This window comes from Lentibacillus amyloliquefaciens, assembly GCF_001307805.1.
GTDB classification, from domain to species: Bacteria; Bacillota; Bacilli; order Bacillales; family Amphibacillaceae; genus Lentibacillus; species Lentibacillus amyloliquefaciens.
This window is the reverse complement of sequence record NZ_CP013862.1, coordinates 3,581,699-3,602,333: the sequence shown is the minus strand read 5'-3', so window position 1 is coordinate 3,602,333 and position 20,635 is coordinate 3,581,699. Positions and strand designations below refer to the sequence as shown.

Here is a 20,635-nt window from a genome sequence, read left to right as displayed (position 1 = left end):
CATCAATCCATGGTAAAATGCTTAAAACGCATATTTCCGATAAAGTTAATAAGGATTAGAGCGAACAGTGAACAGGAGTGAGTATCCGCCTATGTACCTGGACATCAGCAACATCGCCAAATCATTCCAGCGAGACGATGAGCAGCCGCTTCAGGCTTTAGAAAATATTAATTTGGACATTAATGAAGGTGAATTTATATCATTACTGGGCCCATCCGGCTGTGGTAAATCAACTTTGCTGTCAATCATTGCAGGACTGTCGAAGCCCTCATCAGGTTCGGTCAGTTTGGAAAATAAAGAGATCACAGAGCCCGGTCCGGATAAAAGCATGGTATTTCAGGAACCTGCATTATTTCCATGGATGTCTGTAAAAGAAAATGTCACCTTTCCATTGCGGAAAAGACTGAACAAAAATGAACAGGAGCAGGCAGCTGCATATTACCTGAAAATGGTCCATCTCAGCCAGTTTTCCGACAATTACCCGCACGAACTTTCCGGAGGGATGCAGCAGCGTGTTGCGATTGCAAGAGCTCTCGCAATGGATTCCGGACTGCTCCTTATGGATGAACCATTCGGTGCACTCGATGAACAAACGCGCCAGGTATTGCAGGAAGAGGTTGAAAAAATATGGCTCGACACGAAAAAGACGATCGTATTTGTCACACACAGCATCCGGGAAGCTATTAAACTATCAGATCGTGTTATGATCATGAGCGCACGACCGGGAACAATCATTTCGGACTTCAAAGTTGATCTTGAACGACCGCGGCAGCAGCAGGATATGGCCAAAATGGAAGAAGATGTCATGGCTATTTTGAAAACAGAGATTGAAAACGTCATGAAAGAGGAGTTGCAATATGCCGGTAATTATTAAACGCATTATATTTTTTGCGACTCTTCTTTTAATTTGGCACGGGATCTATCTGCTCGGCATCTGGCCCGAGTCCATGATTCCAAGCCCGTTGACAGTTGCTGAAACAATCTATGCCGGCTTTAGTGACATGACACTTGTCTATGATATCGTAGCCAGTTTCCGGCATCTTTTCATCGGACTCGCTATTTCACTGGTGATCGGGACACTGCTCGGTGTACTGCTTGCCAAAGTGAAGACAGCGGACGAAACCCTCGGCACGATGATTTTAGCCCTGCAAAGTGTTCCGAGCATAGTCTGGGTACCGCTCGCCATCATCTGGTTTGGCTTTACCGAAGCATCAATCATTTTTGTTGTTGTTATCGGCGGAACATTTGTCATGACAATGAATATGCGCATCGGCATCAAAAATGTCGCCCCAATTTATATGCAGGCAGCACGCACGATGGGTTCAAAGGGTATGGATTTATTTTTCAAAGTCGTTGTCCCGGCATCCATTCCACATGCTGTAACCGGCGTTCGGCTGGCATGGGCATTCAGCTGGCGTGCATTGATGGCCGGCGAAATGCTGAGTACCGGTCCGGGATTGGGCTATACACTCAGCTATGCGTCCGATTTTAACAACATGAGTCTCGTAATTGGAATCATTATCATTATTGGCGTAATTGGTTCCATTGTCGACCAGCTTGTATTCCAGCGGATTGAAAATAAAGTACTCAGACGCTGGGGAATGGGAGAAGCAGCTTAACAATCGGCGATTTATACCCGATTACTAAGCGTCAATTTTTCAAAACAAAAGAGAGGGGATTTTTAAGTTGAGAAAATTTTTAGGACTTCTGGCAATTAGTATAATCTTGATTCTTGCCGCATGTGGTGGCGGCAGCAGTGAGGCTTCAGGCAATAATGATAGTGAAAGTGAAACGGTTACGATTGGCTACTTCCCTAATTTGAACCACGCACCGGCGATGGTTGCCAAACAAAAAGAAATGTATAAGGATCATCTCGGCGAAAATGTCAACATCGAATATCAAACATTTCCTGACGGTGCCACATTTATGAAAGCATTGGCAGCCGGTGAAATCGAAGGCGGACTTGTCGGACCGGGGCCTGCCATGAACAGCTTCATTTCCGGAGTGGAGGCGCAGATTATCGGCGCATCTTCCACCGGCGGGACCGTGATTGTTTCCCGTGACGGGAGCGGAATTAAATCCTGGGAAGACGTTGAAGGCAAAACATTCATTTCACCTCGTGTCGGGTGCACGCACAATGTTCAATTCGAAACCTATATGAAGGAAAGAGGCATCACCTCTGAACGCACCGGCGGCTCTATGAAACATGTAACCGGTGAACCGGCACGCTATCAGTCAATGTTTGAAAATGGCGATGTGGATGTCGCCACAGCACCTGAACCATGGGCATCCGTCATGGAAGCAGAAGTAGATGCCAACGTTGTCATTCCAACCAGTGAGATTTCGTTTGGCAAAACGCTGCCGGCAGCTGTTATGGTTACATCCGATGACATGGTTGAAAACAACAGTGAACAGGTCCAAAAATTAGTTGATGCCCATAAAGAAGCCGTTCAATATATTAACGACAACCCTGACGAAGCGATTGATATTACCATCGACGGCATTGCTGAGATCACAGATCAGCAACTGGAAAAAAGCGTCATGGAGAACGCCTGGGAACGCACCAACTTCACGTATGAAGTCAATGCAGACGTCATCCAGGAATTCGGTAATTCATCCCATGACCTGCAATTCCTGAAAGAAAAGCCTGACTTTGAAGGATTTGTAAATAAAACGTTTATTCAGTAAAGGACGATAGGATATTGCTTTATGTTCTCTGATCTTCATTAAAAACTGCTGGTCTCTTATAGAATCAGCAGTTTTTATATTATATTGATTCAATTTACACATTGTGGAACCGTGTCTTTGTCCCTCTCACAAAAAAAAGCGGCAGTTTTAACAACCACCGCTCCTTTTCATTCAAAAATTTATATTTTACCACGCTTCCGTCACAGTCTTAGGTGCCAGGAAGTTCAAGAGGTAATCCGGTCCGCCGGCTTTGGCGTCTGTTCCGGACATCTTGAATCCGCCGAATGGCTGATAACCGACGATTGATCCGGTGCATCCGCGATTGAAGTACAAGTTGCCGACTTCAAATTCATAACGGGCACGGTTCAAATGTGCACGGTTGTTTGAAATAACCGCGCCGGTCAGCGCATAGTCTGTATTGTTGGCGATATCCAGCAGCTCATCAAAGTCTTTCGCTTTGGCAAATCCGACAACCGGTCCAAAGATTTCCTCCTGCATAATGCGTCCCTCTGGATCCATATCCTTAAAAATGGTTGCATGGACATGATAACCTTTGGAATCATCGGTTTCCCCACCGTAAGCAAGCTCGCCTTCCTTTTTGCCGATTTCAATATAATCTTTAATCTTATCAAACTGCTTTTGGTTAGCGACAGCGCCCATCGGCACATCTTCCTCGCCAGGGTTGCCTGTTGTATACGCTTTTGCTTTTTCAATAGCTTTTTCCAGCACGTCATCATATACATCCTGATGGACGATTGCCCGGGAACATGCCGAACATTTCTGTCCCTGGAAACCGAATGCTGAATCAACAATTGATTTGGCAGCAAGATCCACATCGGCATCATTATCAACAATGATTGTATCCTTTCCGCCCATTTCAGCAACGACACGCTTTAAGTGGGTTTGTCCTTCTTGAACGACAGATGCACGGTTATAAATACGTGTGCCTGTTGCGCGTGAACCAGTAAAGTTAATAAAATGTGTGTCTTTATGATCAACAAGGTAGTCGCCGATTTCTGCTGGATCGCCCGGCAAGAAGTTGACAACGCCTTTTGGCAGGCCTGCTTCTTCTAAAATCTCGACTAACTTATACGCGATAACCGGTGTATTTTCAGATGGTTTCATCAATACCGGATTGCCGGCTACAATCGGGCCGACCGTTGTCCCGGTCACAATCGCAAAGGCAAAATTCCATGGTGGAATGGCAACACCGGGTCCCAATGGCTGATAGAAATATTTGTTGTTTTCACCGGGACGGTCATTGATTTCCTTGCCTTGTCCAAGGTCGATCATGTGACGCCCGTAATATTCCATAAAGTCAATGCCTTCAGCTGTATCAGCATCAGACTGGCCCCATGGCTTGTTCGCTTCATAAGACATCCATGCGGAAATCTCATGCTTGCGTCGGCGTGCAATCGCTGCTGCTTTGAACAGGACTTCCGCACGTTCTTCAGCGGTCCATTTTTTCCATTCTTTAAAAGCTTTTTTCGCCTCTTCCATAGCCTTGTCAATATGGTCCTCTGTTGCCATAGAGGCTTTTCCGATCACTTGCTCTTTATTGGCCGGATTTACTGACGTCAGCTTATCATCAGTGTAGATTTTTTCACCGCCAATAACCAGCGGATAATCCCGACCCAGCTCACTTTCAACTTTTCTAAGAGCCGCTTCGTATTCAGAGCGATTTTGTTTATCAGTAAAATCAGTAAATGGTTCATGCTTGTAAGGTAGTACCAAACTATAACCTCCCCGTGTTAATTTGGTTCAATCCAATTTCCAGTTTACTATAAACCCTTATGAAAACGCAATCACACACAAAAACAAAATGGGACAGGGAAGTCTCCTCTGCCCCATTGATTAGTCATGTTCATGACTATGAATGGTTTCATCAAGATAGATTTCAGAATCTGTGTGACCATGCACGTCGCAATAATATACGACTGATTTCATTTTGTGGGAAATGTCACATGTACGGGTTCGTTCAATGAAATTCTTCCAGTATGTATATTCATGCGATCCGGCTTCGATTATTTCATAATGTGTGCTATATTCTTGCCAATTATGCGCCTCTGTTCCCTCTTCAACCGGCTTAGCCTCTACTGCTGTCAAAATTGGTATCAAAGAAATCATAGCAACCATCAAGGTGCTTTTTAAAATTAAACCTTTCATTCACATCACCATTTTGTATGATTTAAGTCATTGGCACATTTAGCTTTCCCCAATTCCTCTCATCTATACAAAATATTCGCCAGTGATTAGCGACATCATTTGGCAGTATTCCTCCAAACCAAACTAAAAATCTGAGTTTACCACATCCCTATAATTAATTCATTCCGGATAAGTGTATAGCCTCTTCTTCCCCCTATTGATCAAAATTAGAACCTTTGTTCCCAATTTACAAGATAAAAAAACAGGCCATCCACCTAAGTGACATGACCTGTTCCTCGATACAACCTCTATTCCGTCACCATCTGCAATTCAACAGGAATAAATTCATCGACAGATTCATCATTGACGACTGAGCCTACTGCGTCAATCGCATTTTGCCCGATTAATTCCGGCTGTTGGGCAATCGTTGCATCCATGGTTCCTTCTTCGACAGCTGCAACAGCATCGTCTGTTGCATCAAAGCCAACTACAATAACATCCTCCAACATACCATTGGATTGAAGTGCCTCTAATGCTCCGAGTGCCATTTCATCGTTGTGAGCGAATACGGCATCAATCTGGTCAGTACTTTGAATGATATTTTCCATAACGTTCAAACCTTCCGAGCGGTTAAAGTTTGCCGACTGCTGAGCAGCAACATCCAAACCGTCGATTTCATCCACAATATTATGGAAACCTTCTCCTCTTTCTCTAGTGGCAGATGCGCCGGGTACACCCTGCAATTCAACCAGGTTTCCACTTTCACCCAGTTGATCGGCAATAAATTCACCAGCCATCTCACCACCTGAAACGTTATCAGAGGCGATGTGGCTTACAACATCTCCACCTTCCGCACTGCGGTCAACCGTAATGACAGGAACGTCCTGGGAATTGGCGGACTCAATTGCCGTGACAACTGCTTCAGAGTCAACAGGATTAACTAGCAGAACATCAATATTTTGCTGCAATAAATCCTCAATATCACTCAATTGTGTTGACGCATCATCCTGAGCATCGGTTACCACAATCTCATAACCGGCTTCCTCTGCCGCAGCTTCTGCACCATCACGCAATGTCACGAAAAAAGGATTATTCAAAGTTGAAACGGACAATCCAATTTTTACTGAATCATCTGAAGATCCTTCAGAACTCTCCCCGCCTTCATCCGATGAACCAGGACTATCTGTAGAACAAGCACTGACAACCAGCAGCAATACTGCCAAAACCCCTATTCTTTTCAACCATTCAGCCATTTGAAACTCCTCCTTAAATTTATTTATTGGACTTCCTATCCAGTAAAACCGCAAGCAGAATGACGCCACCTTTCACAATCTGCTGATAGAAGGACGAAACATTCATGAGATTCAGACCATTGTCAATAACCCCGATTATCAGAGCCCCGATTAATGTGCCGGTAATCCGCCCGCGGCCTCCCATCAGACTTGTACCGCCAATAACAACTGCTGCAATTGCATCAAGTTCAAACATTTCTCCGGCAGTTGGCTGCGCAGAATTTAAACGGCTGGTAAGTATCATGCCAGCCAGAACTGACAGCATCCCGGTCAGGGAATAAACCCATATTTTGACTCGGTCTGCCTTGATTCCCGACAGAACCGACACTTCCTCATTGCCACCGACAGCATACACTTGGCGGCCAAATACTGTTTTTTTGAGAACAAAAAATAATATCAGAAATACAGCCAGCATCAAAATCACCGGGAAGGGAATGCCAAAAACATAACCTCCGCCAATCATTTCAAATGCGAAACTGTCAGACAGTCCTGTTATAGGCATACCATCTGTATAAACCAGCGTTGCCCCACGATAGATGGTCATTGTCGCAAGTGTTGCAATAAATGGTGCCACTTTACCTTTCGTAATGATCAGCCCGTTTATGGCACCAAGACCAAATCCGATTAACAACCCAAGCAGCACAGCCAGTATCGGGTCCATTCCGCTTGTCAACAGTCCCGCTGTGAGTGCACTTCCCAGAGCAAGCAGTGATCCAACTGACAAATCAATGCCTGCCGTTAAAATAACAAACGTCATCCCGAATGCAATCAGGGCATTTACGGAAATCTGGCGGAGCAGGTTAAAAATGTTATCAAGTGTGAAAAAGGCATCACTCATAAATCCGAGAAAAATAACCATAATAATGAGTCCGATTAATGGACCCAATTTGGAAAAGTCTTTAAAAAAGGTCTGCTTCCAATTCAAACTACTCACCCCCTGCAGCTGCTGTCATAATTTTTTCCTGATCAGCTTCATCATGATTCAGTATATTTGCTATTTTACCTTCATGAATGACCATAATCCGATCACTTACGCCCAATACTTCCGGCAATTCCGAGGAAACCATGATGATGGCGACACCGTTTTTGGTTAATTCGTTCATGATGTTATAAATTTCTTTCTTGGCGCCAACATCAACACCTCTTGTTGGCTCATCCAGAATAAGCAATTTGGGATCAATCCCGAGCCATTTGGCAATAACCACTTTCTGCTGATTGCCTCCGCTTAATGCTTTAACTTCCTGAGTTGCACCTGTTGCCTTAACCGTAAGCCGGTCCATCAATTCAGCAATTAATCGCTGTTCTTTGCCAGCCGAAACGACCCCTTTGCTGGAAATCGATTTCATATTTGTCAGCGAAATATTGTCCCCGATAGAAAAATCAGTAAGCAACCCTTTTGATTTCCGGTCTTCAGTAATAAATCCGATACCCGCTTTAATTGCATCTGACGGATGACTAATGGTTAATTCCTCTCCGTTCAAATGGATACTGCCATGCTGTTTTGCAGTATAGCCGAATATCGTCTCCATGATTTCCGAACGTCCGGCTCCCATTAACCCGGCAACACCAAGAATTTCGCCTTCTTTTACCGAAAAGCTTATATTATCAAACAGTCCTTTTCCGGCCAGATTATTCACCTCAAAAATGACATCACCGCCTGAATAATTGCGTTCTGGAAATCGCCCGCCCAGTTCGCGTCCGACCATCATTTTGACTATGGTATCAAAATCAACGTCACTGACGTTTTCTGTGCCGACGTATTCACCATCACGCAATACGGTAATACGGTCACAAATCCGGAAAATTTCTTCCATCCGATGTGAAATGTAAATAACTGCGACATCTTGTTTCCGTAATGACTCAACAACTTCAAAAAGACTTTCAATTTCACGGTCTGTCAGAGCTGCGGTCGGCTCGTCCATTACAATTAATTCAGCATTCGTTGATAACGCTCTGGCAATTTCAATCATCTGCTGCTTCCCTACTGACAGTTCCCCGGCAAGATCATCCGGATCAATATTTGATACTCCTAACGTTTCAAGGTTTGCTTTACACTGTTTCCGCATTTCTTTAGTGTTCAGGATACCGGTTTTGCCATAAGCGATATTTTTACCGAGAAACATATTTTCGGTAACGGTCAGATGCGGAATAATATTCAATTCCTGATGGATAACCATAATCCCCTGCTGTTCCGCTTCTTTTGGATGAGAAAAATGGACTTCCCTTCCGCTAATCCTGACAACACCGTCATCCCGTTTATGAATTCCGGTCAAAATTTTGATTAGCGTTGATTTCCCGGCACCGTTTTCCCCGACCAAGGCGTGGACCTGGCCTTTATCAATCGAGAAATTCACATTCTTTAATACCTGGTTACCGGTAAAGGACTTACTGATTCCCTCCATTTCTGCAAACGGTGTTTGTGTCATAACCTCACCTCCTCTTCATGCTAGAAAATAACACCCGATTTTAAAATCACATTGGCAAATGGTGTTGTTTCCCCGGTACGGATGACTGCCTTTGCATTGCTGGTTTCACGTTTCAGATTCTCATGTGACAGGTATGTTGTCGGAATCCCGGCATAATCAGTTTTAAGCTTGCTATGCAATGCGAGATTCGATGTTTTTATTTCCTCTGCCAAAGCCATTTTTTCAATCGTCATATCGTCCGCAACCGACTCGAGTACTGACAAAAAATCCGGTGTTCCCAACTTTATTGACAAATCAATCGTCATGATTTCATCCGGAATAGGGAGCCCGCAATCTGCGATAATAAGTGTATCGGTATGTCCCATTCTTGCGAGTACTGAGGCAATGTCACGGTTTAGCATTCCTGTTTTCTTCATTCGGTGATATTCCCTTTCTGCAAAAATCTTTGAACATCTTGTTTAGTCGGCATTCCGCCCTGTGCGCCGATTTTTGAGACCGACAATGCTGCAGCTGCGTTCGCCACATTAACTGCCTCTGCAAGTTCGGCACCACGGGCCAGTTCTCCAGCCAATGTACCGTTAAACGTGTCCCCGGCACCTGTTGTGTCGGTTACGTGTACATGATACCCGTCAGTATCCTGCTCGGTTCCATTCTCAACAAACGACACGCCTTTATCACCACGAGTCACAACCAGCTTTTCCTGAATAAAATCAAACAGGGGATCTTCTTTCATTGCTGCCAGCTCAATCTCATTGGGTGTCATGTAAGAAATGTTTTTCAGTACTTTTTCCGGAAGCTGCTGGAAAGGTGCGGGATTCATTATAATCGGCACGCCATTCGTCTCAGCGAGTTCCGTAGTAAATTCAATCGTTTCCATTGGTACTTCGAGCTGCATCAGCACTATATCACTGCTCTTAATTAAGTCGCGATATTTTTCCACGAGTTCTGGTGTCACATGATTGTTGGCACCAGGCGCAACGATAATACGATTATCATTATCAGACAGAATAATTGTTGCTGTCCCAGTTGATACATCAGGGATTGTTTCAATGCCTGTCTTCCTAACACCTTCATTGGTAAGATTTTGAAGAAGCGTTTTTCCAAAAGCATCTTCACCGACAGCACCGATAAAATTCACATTAGCTCCCATACGCGCTGCCGCCACAGCCTGATTCGCTCCCTTGCCGCCGGGATTGGTGAAAAACGTATCGCCGAGGACTGTCTCACCTTGCATCGGCATTTTGTCGGTCTTGACTGTTAAATCCATATTAATGCTGCCAACTATACATACGTTTGGTTCATTATTCATTCGTTTCTTCCTTTCATTGGGTCGATTGCCGTTCTGTTAATTGAACGTTGAATTCTTCTGCCGTAACAGTTGAATCAGGTGTGCTGATTTGTGTAATCAATATCTCCGCCGCTCTCGTTCCTATGTCATAAATGGGCTGAGCCATCGTTGTCAATGCCGGTGTGACCTTTTCGCCCAGGGAAATGCCATCAAATCCAATCACAGCAAGATCCTCTGGTACTTTTATATCCAGCGAGGCTGCGGCGTTCAGCACCCCAGCACCCATTAAATCATTCCCTGCAAAAATCCCATCAATTTCGGGGTTCTTAGTTAGCAAATTCACAGTAGCTTTCCGTGCCATTTCAAAATTGTACGCACCTGATACCACATAACTGCTGTTAAACCAACCTTCATGTTTCACTTCATCCAAAAATCCCCGCATACGGTATATGGCATTATCGACATGTTCAGGTCCGGCAATGTGGGCAATTCGGCTGCAACCGAGTGACTTTAAATATTTCACTGCCTGTCTGCTGCCAACCCGATTATTGACGGTTACCGAAGAAATATCGGAGCTGATGCTGCGGTCAAGCGCTACAATCGGTGCCTGAATATTTTTCAAATGTTCTTCCATAAGTGAGCTTGACACAATAATAAAGCCGTCAACGGACTTTTGCTGCAGTGCATTCAAGTAATCAATTTTTTTAACGATATCGTTATCCGTATTGCAAAGGACAAAGGTATAATCATACTGGTTCGTAACATCCTCTATAGCACGGGCAAGCTCAGGAAAAAAAGGGTTTGTAATATCAGGCACAAACAATGCAATCATTTGTGAACGGCCTTTAAACAGACTCCGTGCCACATCATTCGGAAGGTAATTCAATTGTTCAATCGCTTCTTTGACACGTTTCTTCGTTCCATCATTTACGTAGCCATTGCTGTTAATGACCCGAGACACTGTCGCCGTTGAAACCTTTGCAAGCTCAGCCACATCACGAATAGTTGTCATACATAAGTCCTTCCTAAAATTAGTTATTTGATTTATACAGGATATGTAACGGGTTACATATCCACGAAAAAATATAGCCGATATGTGTAACCCGTTACATACTATAATAAAGCGGTTACATGATAATGTCAATAGACAACTGAAAACCAAAACAGACTATCCCAATTGCAAAAGGGTTTGATTCTGCCATCAAACCCTTTTGCAGCATAATATATAAATTGACTCTACAACGCCTTGACCATACCACCATCAACGAGAAATGACTGGCCTGTCATATATGTATTGGCAGTTGAGCAGAGAAACGCAGCTATTCTGGCAAACTCTTCAGGTTCTCCGTAACGTCCCATTGGAATTTTATTTTCCGCCTCTTGTTTGACTTCTTCGATTGATATGTCTTGTTTTTCCGCGTTAACCCCGTCAAGATGATCAACACGGTCAGTACCGATTCGGCCCGGTCCAATTGTGTTTATCAAAATATTATCGCCTGCAAGTTCCTGTGACAAACTTTTGGAAAGGCCGGTAATCCCTGCCCTGAACGTATTGGATAAAATCAGCCCATCAATCGGTTCTTTGATGGATGAAGAAGCAAAATTGAGAATACGACCGCCGCCTTGTTTTCTCATGTGAGGCAACACTTCCCGGATCGCCCGGGTGAAACTCAACAGGTTTAGTTCAAACGCATGCTGCCAGGCATCATCAGCAACATCGTCAAATGAACCGGCAGGGGACCGCCGGCATTATTGATTAATACGTCGATTGGCCCGTGTTTGCTTACGGCTTTTACGACCAACTGTTTTATCGAATCAGCATTTTTAATGTCGCAAACACTGTATGCCACATTTGGATTGCCTGTTCCTTCACGAATTTCTGCTGCCGTCTCTTCCAGTGTATCTTCATCGCGGCTGGCCAAAAATACCCGAGCGCCTTCTGCAGCGAATTGGTGGGCGGTTGCTTTTCCAAGCCCTTTGCTGGACGCCAAAACAATGACGGATTTATCTTTTAAACCAAGATCCATACAAATACCTCCCTTGTAAGAACCGGAATCTATTAACCGCCAAATTATTGTTCAGCGATTGAGGCCGGTTCCCGTTCAATTTTTTTAGTAAAGCGTTTTGCGATTATTAAGGTGAATGCAATTAACCCTGCAACATCTGTCCATATCCCCGGATATATCAAAAACAGTGCCCCAACAATAGCAATTATTCTTACATACCAGCGGAGCGACACCTTAAAGTGCCCCTCGGCTGCAACCGACAATAGAAAGACACCCATCAGCGAGGTCGTTGCAATTAAGAGAACATTCCCTACTGTTGCATCAATCATCAGCATTTCATGGGAGAACACAAACATGAACGGTACAATAAAACCGGCAATTGCCAATTTCATAGCCTGAAATCCTGTTCGCATCGGATCACCGCCGCTGATGCCGGATCCGGCAAATGCCGCGAGTGCAACAGGTGGTGTGATGTTGGCGAAAATACCAAAATAGAATACAAACATATGTGCAACAAATACCGCTGTTTCACCAGACCCTGCCATTTCCCTGAAATAAGGAAGTTGAAGCAATATTGGCGCGGCCATTGTGCTCGTAATAATATATGTCGGGATACTGGGCAGCCCCATCCCCAAAATAATTGATGCAATCATTGTTAAGACCAAGGTTATCAGCAATTGGACAAGCGGGCTGTCAATAACTTCACCCAGGCTTACGATCGTGCTGGCAATTTCCAGTGCCACACCAGTCAGTGAGGCGATCCCCACAATGATACCGACAGCACCGCAGGCAATAGCCACAGGGATAGTGGTCCTGACACCATCCTCAAGCGCGCCGACAAATGACCTGACACTAATTTCCTCAGCCTTAACATCTGCTTTTTTACGAATCAGATTAATAATTAAAGGAATGACAACAACTAAACTGAGCTCCAGCCAATTGTCCCGAATACCCGGGATACTGGCACCGGATAAAATCGCACGGACTTGCGGTTCAAAAATTAAAAACATGGAAACGGCTGCACTTACTATAAGCATCCTGCCTGTTCCCGTTATAATAACAGTCGCAATGATAGACCAGAATGCCGCATAAAAAGGTGTTTTCCCTGAGAATAACAGATACAGCAAAATAACCATTGGTATCAATAAATGACCGCGCTTCTTCAACACTTCTGTAACGGACGGCAGTTCATTCCGGTTAAGTCCTGTCAAGCCGAGTTTTGATGCGCGTATATGAACCTGGAGTAAAATGCCAATGTAAAACAATAAAGCTGGAATGATACCGGCAAGAATAACGGTTGTGTATGGTATTCCCAAGTTTTCAGCCATAATAAATGCCGCTGCGCCCATTATCGGCGGCAAAATCTGGCCGCCGACACTTGAAGCCGATTCGACTGCCCCCGCAAAGTTTTTATGATAACCGATTTTCTTCATTAATGGAATCGTGAAAGCACCTGTTGTCACGACGTTGGCAATCGCCGAACCATTAATTGATCCGAGAAAGCCGCTGGACAGAACTGCAACTTTGGCAGGGCCGCCCTTTGTGTGTCCGGCAACAGCCATTGCCAGATCATTAAACATCTGCCCCATACCGGACCTGCCCAGAAAAGCACCAAACAAAATGAACAGTATGATATAACTGGCTGATACACCGATAGCGGTACCTAAAATACCTTCTGTAATATATACAAGCTGGGAAATAATGCCTTCTGATACGCTCAGAACAATTGGTGCTGTCAACTCCGGATATATAGACAGTTTAACGTAAAAACCGTAAATAAGGAATCCAAACGCAAGAAGGGTCAGTCCCCATCCGGTGACGCGGCGTGTTATTTCCAGCAGTAGTATCAGAACAGCAAACCCGACGTACAAATCCATCTGGTTGATCTGACCGCCCGATTCAATAATCCGGTTGGCGGTAAACAGCATATAAAGACCGGCCCCTGCTGCCAAGCCAGCGATGATATAATCGTAAAATGGAATCTTATTCTTATTGCCTTTTTTCAAAAGTGGATATAATAGAAATCCCAAAAGCATCAGGACATATAAATGAATGCTCCTTTGCTTTATATCCACTAATGCCCCTGCATAAGATGTATATAAATGGAACAGGCCAAGCGCTGCCCCGGAAACGGTTATGAAAATGCCGATGCTTTTCGGATAATTGGTTCTAACGTTGCTTTCACGGTCGTAGTCTTCAACATTCGTTTTCTTATCCTTATCCATTACCTCACCTCACAATGCGTTTCAGAAATGTGAATAATATAGAATGTAAAGGTGTCTCGCTTACGCTTATCGTATAGGCATCATCACTTGGCTGTAAATCATAAGTCTCTTTACCAAACCTAAGTTGATAATCGTTCAATTGATGGGAACGAACAACCAGCGCTTCGCCGATTTTCCGTTCAATATCCATATGAACCCATCCATCTTCTAAAACGGCAGAGTGTTCCGTTTGAGATGGAACACCCGCACCGAACGTTTTAAATTTGGTTGATTCTAAATACAATACATCATCCCTGATATTAAAATACTCTATCCAATCTTCCTTTTCGACTGAATGTGTCCACTGAATGGAAAAGGAACGGTCTTTCAGATATAGGGCATAGATTTCCTCATCGCCTTTCAAAACAGTCAGCGCTTTTACCGGAATGAACATCACCCCGATTAAAATCAGGATAAGAAGTGCTAAAGAAAAGACTGCTTTATATTTTCGGAACATTGATTATTCCAGCATGCTATTCTCTTCATAAAACTTTTTGGCACCAGGGTGCAGCGGTGCAACTAAATCTTTGGCTATATCTTCACGGGGCAAATGATTCAATGCGCTGATTGAAACCTCTTCACTGCCAAGATACTCGTAATAACGCTTGGTCAGATCATAAACGAGATCTTCACTTAAATCCGGTGAAACGGTAATCATATTTTGAATACCAACTGTGTTTACTTCCTCATCCAAGTTATACATGGCTTCATCCCCGGCTGGAATCGTAAACTCTTTATAGAATGGATAACTATCCATCAACGTTGTTGCAACGTCATCTTTAATTTCAACGAATACGATGTCATTCTGCTGCTTCAAATCGGTAATATTGCTATTTGGAACACCTGACGTGAAGAAAGCAGCATCTAGCGTTCCATTCTTCATTTCCTGAACACTGTCGGCATAACCGGTATGTGTAACCTTGGACAAGTCATCATATGTCAGGTCAACAGCCTCCAGAACTTTCTGCGCACTCTGCTCAACACCGGAACCTACTTTGCCGACACCGACCCGCTTACCCTCCAGATCCTCAATCGATTCAATTCCACTGTCAGCCATCGCTACAACTTGTACGACGTTTTGATACATACCCGCCATTGCCTGGACATCTGCCTGATTGCCTTCAAACTGACCTGTTCCTTCCAATGCATCATAAGCAACATCACTCATGATGATCGTCATTTGGTTTAGCCCATCCTGCATGTTTTGGATGTTAGCAACCGAAGCACCGGTTGACTCAACTGTTACATTACCAACCTGATCACTTTCTTCAAAAATCGGTTTCAGGGCGCCACCAATCGGATAATATGTCCCGGATGTCCCCCCGGTCCCAAAAACAAGCGATTCACTTCCACTGCTGCCTGATTCTTCTGTTCCTTCAGCAGACTCGCTGTCACCACCACAAGCTGCAAGAAAAATAATCATCAGGAAAAGACTGATAAAAACAAGATTTTTCTTCATAATCAAACCCCACTTAAATATTTCTTATATGTTAACGCTTTCAAAACATTTTTTAAATATTACGAACATATTGGACATTTTGTTCTTTTTGGTCCTATATTTTAATATTTTAACCGGTAGCGATTAACAGGACGCCCCACTTCCCCATACTGCAAATGTATTTCCGCCTGTTCAACTTTTACCATATAATCAAGATAGCGCCTGGCGGTAACACGGGCAATTCCGATATGGGAGGCCGTTTCATCTGCCGATACAGGTAATGTCTGTCCGGCTAAATACGCCTTTACTTGTGTCAGCGTTTGCTTATTTAGTCCTTTTGGCAGATACATATCACGCTGTTGTTCAGTGGTTTGCGATATCAAGGCATCAAGTTCCTGCTGTCCGGTTTTGGCTGATCGTGAAAATTGGTGCAAAAATGCTTTGTATTTATGTAAAGCATGAGCCAGCCGGTCAAATTTGAATGGTTTGATGATATAGTCGATTGCACCATACTGAAGCGCCTTTTTAATCGTGTCTGTATCATCAGCAGCTGAGATGACGAGAACATCAATATCCATTTCTGCACTCCGAAATTTATTTAATGTCTGGATTCCATCAAGTTCAGGCATGAAAATATCAAGCACAACGAGATTAGGATTTTGCTTTTCTGCAACATTCAATCCTTCGTTCCCATCCGCGGCTGTCGCTGTCACCTTGAAGTCTTCAACTTTCTCAATCATTTGCCGATTAACTTCCTGAACCATCGGATCATCTTCAATTAATAATACACTGATTTTATCTGACTGCATCATTCGTTGTTAATCCTCCCATCTGCATTGGCAGTTCGACAACCATTTTTGTTCCTTTATTTACTGTCGAATGAACGTTTATCGTTCCGCCTGCTCTCGTTACTATCTGTTTAATTAAATAAAGTCCTAGGCCGGAATCATCGCCTTGTTTCGTTGAATAGCCTTTTTCAAATATGTACTGCTGATCATTTTCAGTAATTCCGGTTCCATTATCTGCAACTTCAATCAGACATCTGTCAGCATTCTGTATAATTGTGATATCGATATGTTTTTCACCATCTGTAAACCCTTTTAAAGCATGAAACGCATTTTCAATCAAATTTCCCAACATCTTGACAAAATCATGATCCTTGACCATTGCAGGAAACGTTTCAAGCTTGCTTGATTCATTCAGTGTGACGTCAATGCCCAACTCCTCACCTCTACGGATTTTACTGATGATCAGACCGGCAATGCTGTAATTTTCAACCCGCTCCAAAATATATTTTGATAGTTTTTCCTGTTTATCGGTCATTTGAAAGACATATTCCAAAGCTCGTTCATTTTGATCTAATTGGATGAGACCGGCAATCGTATGCAGCTTATTCATATATTCATGATTCTGCACACGTAACGCGTCAACAAATGCTTTCACTCCAGTCAATTCCTCAGCCATTTTCGTCACATCGGTCTTATCCTGAAATATGACCATTGTACCCACAAATTGCCCTTCCACCTTGATTGGAATACGGTTCAACATAATCAAGCGGTCACTGATACGGACAGTCTCATTAAATTTCTTAGATTTCTTTCTGAGATGGCTGATGATTCCATGATTGGACAACTTCGCTTCGAGTGGCTTGCCATTCACTTCCCCGTCAATACCTAATATCCCTTTTGCCTTATCATTAAAGACAACCAGCTTTTCGTCCCTATCGACGGCAATCACGCCTTCATGCATTGCTTGAAACACGGCTGTGCGCTCTTCAAGCACACGCGCCATTTCATACGGCTCCATTAAAAAAGTTTGTTGTTTAACATGACTTGCCAAAAGATAGGAGCCAGCAATACCGAACGCCAGTGTCAATAAAGCAATGGCAATGATTTCAATACGGATCGATGACAAGATTGACAAAAATGACGGGAGCATATTGCCTACAATCACCACACCGATTTGTTCATGATTGTCATTCATGATTGGGACAAAGGAGCGTACAACAGCTCCCTGTTCCCCTTTTGCCCTCGTGACGTAGCTATGCTCTGCAAACGCTGCACCTTCGTCTTTTCCTGAAGAAACTGTCCCGAGCTGTTCATCAAGCGGGTGGGAATAACGAATCCGGTTCATATTCAAAACAACAATATAATCAACACGATTGACCGTCTGCATCCGCTCCACAACAGGATTAACTGTTTCCCATCCATCAGGCTGTATCAAACCTTCCTTCACTTCAGACAAATTCGCCACGATTCTGCCTGTCATCAGTCCCCGCTCACCCAACTGTTCTTCTTCACCTTCGTATTTATTGCCAATAACAGTAATCCCGCCTATCAACATCGAAAATAACACAATACCAAACGATAGAATCATAATTTTAAGGCGTATAGGCAGCTTCTTTAATCCCATTGCAAACCGTCTCCTATAAAATGAAACTTCATTCAGTGGGACGCTTTTTCCCACTGATTGTTAGTTGAAAGAATCGGATCTTTACGGCCATCTGATCCCCCCACTTATTCCTGGTTTCCTTGAAATATTGAAATGGGGTCTTTTTGCCCGTTAAGACAGTGAAATAGAATCAACAAAAATCAAAATAATATGATAAAATATAGTGGAACTTATACAGACAGGCGGGTGATGATTTGCGTAACTTTTTAATAATTCTATCGTTTATTGTAGCAGGAATTACCTCTGCTGTAATGATTGGATTTGATATGGAAGAGTTTGGGTTCGCTTCCGGCATCTATTACGATGACGAACAGGAAGGCTTGGAGGAGCAAATCATTATCCGCTTCAGTCACGTCGCAGCTGAAAACACACCAAAAGGAAGAGCAGCTTCAAAATTTGCAGAACTCCTTGAAGATAAGACAAACGGTAAAGTAAAAGTCCATCTATTTCCTAATGCCATATTATATAATGACACCAATGAATGGGAAGCTGTCCAAAGCGGCAGTGTCGAAATGATAGCTCCGGCAACTGCAAAAATCAGTGAGCATTACCCTATATGGCAAATTCTTGACCTGCCTTTTGCCTTCCCTAATCACCAGGCTGTAGAGAAGACCTACGAAGGTAAAATCGGAGAAGCTTTACTTGAAGGACTGGATCATACAAACGTGAAGGGTCTGGATTTGTGGTATGGCGGATTCAAACAAATCACGACTCAGGAATCCGTAATCCGGGAACCTGACGATTTCAACAGGCTTCACTTCCGCACTATGCCAGGTGCTGTGATTCAGGAACAATTCAGCCAATTGAATGCAAGTACCAGCATCATACCCTTCAATAAAACCTATCAAAATCTTGAAGTGAATTTTGTGGATGGACAGGAAAACACACTATCAAACATCAATACAAAAAAGTTTTACGAACATCAGCAGTATCTCACCATCAGCAATCACGGTTACCTTGGCTACGGCATGTTAATGAACCGGGATTTCTGGAATGGATTGCCTTCAGAGGTTCAGGAATCGATTAACGAAGCCATCCATGAAGCAACAGCATGGGGACGGAGGCACGCCATTGAAATTAATGACCAGCATGCCCGTGCGATCAGGTCCAATCAGTCACTTGAAATATATACATTGCCAGCGGAAGAACGTGCAAAATGGCGGCAAGCGCTCCGTCCGGTTTATGATAAAGTAGAACAGACAGTCGGAAGCAATTTAATGAAAGAAATCGAAACAATCAGAGAAAACTATGCCTATTGACCATTGCCGGTAATGACGTATTCAATCACCAGTGAAGCGGTGGCGGCCGGTGAGGGCGCGTTGCAAACATGAATTGAATGTTTCCCGTTAATGATAAAGAAATTATCAACGAGGCAGTCATCTTTAAGCAAAGCTTGTGCCCGGATACCATTACTGCCGGGGGGGGTAACATCATCTGTATCGATTTCCGGAATCAGCCGCTGCAGGCTTTTGACAAACAGTTCTTTGCTGTTACCAGACCGAATCCCCCTCCTATGATGATATAGTCATACATCGCGTTCACCTCTTACAATTGTATTCTGATATGCGTTGTAGCTATAAGTAAATAGAATAATAAATATCAGGTTTTTGACTTACTATCTCACTGGCGCCTCGCATTTCCCGCTTTAACGTCTATGGGAATTCTAAAATAACCTCTATTCTCACAAATAATACCAATACCGGCCCTCACTGAGTTCTCTGTTACACTCACCTTTGTACCGCAAATATTCAAGATGAGCCAGTGTTTCACCGACCGCAAACCGCATCTCATGAACCGTAAGCTCTTTTTGAAATAATTTTTTGCGAACCTCGTAGACAGAGTTCCCGCGCCCTATCGACGCTAACGTCTGATCAAGCCGTTCGTCATGGTGAGCCATTATTTCAGCAATACGGTCATTTGCTCCGTGAAACGGATCACCATGTGAAGGGATAACTAAATCCGCATCAAGTTTTTTTATGTTATCCAATGATTCCAGATATCGCGCCAGTGGATTGGGATCGCCATGAAACCAGTACGAAATATTCGGCGTTATCTTCGGCAAAATATGATCTGTTGAAAGCAACATATTTTTCTCGCTGTTATAAAATGTGACCAGACCATCTGAATGCCCCGGTGTCGCAATCACCTTATACTCATACTTGCCAATCGTGATAATGTCACCATCCTTTAAAAAATGATCCACTTTCGGGTATGGTGTCACAATCGGGACAAACTTTCTTGTGTTATGCAGCATTTTTTCAGCCTCAGTTTCCGGAATGCCTGCCAGCAAATAGTTATTTGAAAGCTCGTCCAAAAACGGTTCATCCCATGCGTTTAAGGCAGCGTTAAAGTCAATTTCTGACATGTGAACCTGTGCACCGTGTTCCGCCTGAAGCCCGCCGGCATACCCGAAATGATCCGGATGGTAATGCGTCACAATAATATCGGTAACGTTCTTTCCGTGCAATTCCGCCTTCCATCGTTTAACGGTCTGCTCATTATGCAGACCAGCGTCCAGTACTGTCCAGCCGTTTTCGCCCTCTGTCAGAAAGCAGTTAACATGGTCAAGCCTGAATGGCAAATCAAGTGTCACACGTTGCAAACCGTATTCTTCCAGCATCGTTTTCATCACCTTCA

General features: G+C 43.6%; 18 protein-coding genes and 2 pseudogenes. 4 read left to right on the top strand and 16 right to left on the bottom strand.

Going from position 1 to position 20,635, the window contains the following annotated elements; translation table 11 throughout:
• Positions 1-91: 91 nt before the first annotated feature.
• From AOX59_RS17770 to AOX59_RS17760, 3 genes are all read left to right on the top strand, one after another.
• Positions 92-874 carry an ABC transporter ATP-binding protein gene (locus AOX59_RS17770; RefSeq protein WP_068447579.1) on the top strand — a complete coding sequence of 261 codons (783 nt, stop codon included), beginning with the start codon at positions 92-94 and terminating at the stop codon, positions 872-874.
• Entirely contained in the window at positions 858-1,619 is a 762-nt protein-coding gene (locus tag AOX59_RS17765; protein WP_068447577.1) for an ABC transporter permease, read from the top strand. The genes AOX59_RS17770 and AOX59_RS17765 overlap by 17 nt, the downstream gene beginning before the upstream one ends.
• A 67-nt stretch (positions 1,620-1,686) precedes the next feature.
• On the top strand, positions 1,687-2,688 hold the full coding sequence (locus AOX59_RS17760; protein ID WP_068447575.1) for an aliphatic sulfonate ABC transporter substrate-binding protein: 1,002 nt from the start codon (positions 1,687-1,689) through the stop codon (positions 2,686-2,688).
• A gap of 186 nt (positions 2,689-2,874) precedes the next feature.
• Here AOX59_RS17760 and pruA read toward each other — a convergent pair whose 3' ends face one another.
• The 14 genes and pseudogenes from pruA to AOX59_RS17690 form a co-directional block, all read right to left on the bottom strand.
• Positions 2,875-4,422 (bottom strand): L-glutamate gamma-semialdehyde dehydrogenase, encoded by a 1,548-nt coding sequence (gene pruA / locus AOX59_RS17755; RefSeq protein WP_068447573.1) that lies wholly within the window; start codon positions 4,420-4,422, stop codon positions 2,875-2,877.
• A 120-nt stretch (positions 4,423-4,542) separates the two neighbouring features.
• A complete protein-coding gene (locus AOX59_RS17750) occupies positions 4,543-4,854 on the bottom strand; it encodes a hypothetical protein (protein WP_068447572.1) in 312 nt (103 codons plus the stop codon).
• Positions 4,855-5,141: 287 nt separating this feature from the next.
• Complete coding sequence (gene rbsB / locus AOX59_RS17745; protein WP_068447570.1) at positions 5,142-6,086, bottom strand: ribose ABC transporter substrate-binding protein RbsB; 945 nt, start codon at positions 6,084-6,086, stop codon at positions 5,142-5,144.
• 19 nt (positions 6,087-6,105) lie between these two features.
• Positions 6,106-6,984, bottom strand: a complete 879-nt coding sequence (locus AOX59_RS17740) for an ABC transporter permease subunit (RefSeq protein ID WP_237049443.1) — start codon at positions 6,982-6,984, stop codon at positions 6,106-6,108.
• Positions 6,985-7,051: 67 nt separating this feature from the next.
• Positions 7,052-8,551 (bottom strand): sugar ABC transporter ATP-binding protein, encoded by a 1,500-nt coding sequence (locus AOX59_RS17735; RefSeq protein ID WP_068447566.1) that lies wholly within the window; start codon positions 8,549-8,551, stop codon positions 7,052-7,054.
• Between the two features lie 20 nt (positions 8,552-8,571).
• Positions 8,572-8,967, bottom strand: coding sequence for a D-ribose pyranase (gene rbsD / locus AOX59_RS17730; RefSeq protein ID WP_068447564.1), 396 nt, complete (start codon positions 8,965-8,967; stop codon positions 8,572-8,574).
• Complete coding sequence (gene rbsK, locus AOX59_RS17725) at positions 8,964-9,860, bottom strand: ribokinase (protein WP_068447562.1); 897 nt, start codon at positions 9,858-9,860, stop codon at positions 8,964-8,966. Before rbsK ends, rbsD begins: the two co-directional genes overlap by 4 nt.
• Before the next feature lie 13 nt (positions 9,861-9,873).
• Complete coding sequence (locus AOX59_RS17720; RefSeq protein WP_068447560.1) at positions 9,874-10,851, bottom strand: LacI family DNA-binding transcriptional regulator; 978 nt, start codon at positions 10,849-10,851, stop codon at positions 9,874-9,876.
• Between the two features lie 224 nt (positions 10,852-11,075).
• Positions 11,076-11,866 (bottom strand): annotated as a pseudogene (locus AOX59_RS17715) (SDR family oxidoreductase).
• A 44-nt stretch (positions 11,867-11,910) separates the two neighbouring features.
• On the bottom strand, positions 11,911-14,070 hold the full coding sequence (locus tag AOX59_RS17710; protein WP_068447558.1) for a TRAP transporter permease: 2,160 nt from the start codon (positions 14,068-14,070) through the stop codon (positions 11,911-11,913).
• A 4-nt stretch (positions 14,071-14,074) separates the two neighbouring features.
• Entirely contained in the window at positions 14,075-14,566 is a 492-nt protein-coding gene (locus tag AOX59_RS17705) for a DUF1850 domain-containing protein (protein ID WP_068447556.1), read from the bottom strand.
• A 3-nt stretch (positions 14,567-14,569) separates the two neighbouring features.
• On the bottom strand, positions 14,570-15,568 hold the full coding sequence (locus AOX59_RS17700; RefSeq protein ID WP_068447554.1) for a TAXI family TRAP transporter solute-binding subunit: 999 nt from the start codon (positions 15,566-15,568) through the stop codon (positions 14,570-14,572).
• Between the two features lie 101 nt (positions 15,569-15,669).
• Positions 15,670-16,359: a response regulator gene (locus AOX59_RS17695; RefSeq protein ID WP_068447552.1), complete on the bottom strand. Its 690-nt coding sequence runs from the start codon at positions 16,357-16,359 to the stop codon at positions 15,670-15,672.
• Complete coding sequence (locus tag AOX59_RS17690; protein WP_068447550.1) at positions 16,343-17,959, bottom strand: ATP-binding protein; 1,617 nt, start codon at positions 17,957-17,959, stop codon at positions 16,343-16,345. The genes AOX59_RS17695 and AOX59_RS17690 overlap by 17 nt, the downstream gene beginning before the upstream one ends.
• A gap of 233 nt (positions 17,960-18,192) precedes the next feature.
• Between AOX59_RS17690 and AOX59_RS17685 the strand changes: the two genes are divergently transcribed.
• Positions 18,193-19,257: a DctP family TRAP transporter solute-binding subunit gene (locus AOX59_RS17685; RefSeq protein WP_237049312.1), complete on the top strand. Its 1,065-nt coding sequence runs from the start codon at positions 18,193-18,195 to the stop codon at positions 19,255-19,257.
• On the opposite strand, the pseudogene AOX59_RS20380 reads toward AOX59_RS17685, so the two are convergent.
• Together AOX59_RS20380 and AOX59_RS17675 are read right to left on the bottom strand one after the other, a co-directional pair.
• A pseudogene (locus tag AOX59_RS20380) lies at positions 19,251-19,487 on the bottom strand (L-2-hydroxyglutarate oxidase); the annotation flags it as partial. The gene AOX59_RS17685 and the pseudogene AOX59_RS20380 sit on opposite strands and share 7 nt — an antisense overlap.
• A gap of 192 nt (positions 19,488-19,679) precedes the next feature.
• Positions 19,680-20,627, bottom strand: a complete 948-nt coding sequence (locus tag AOX59_RS17675) for an MBL fold metallo-hydrolase (RefSeq protein WP_335338761.1) — start codon at positions 20,625-20,627, stop codon at positions 19,680-19,682.
• Positions 20,628-20,635: the final 8 nt, after the last annotated feature.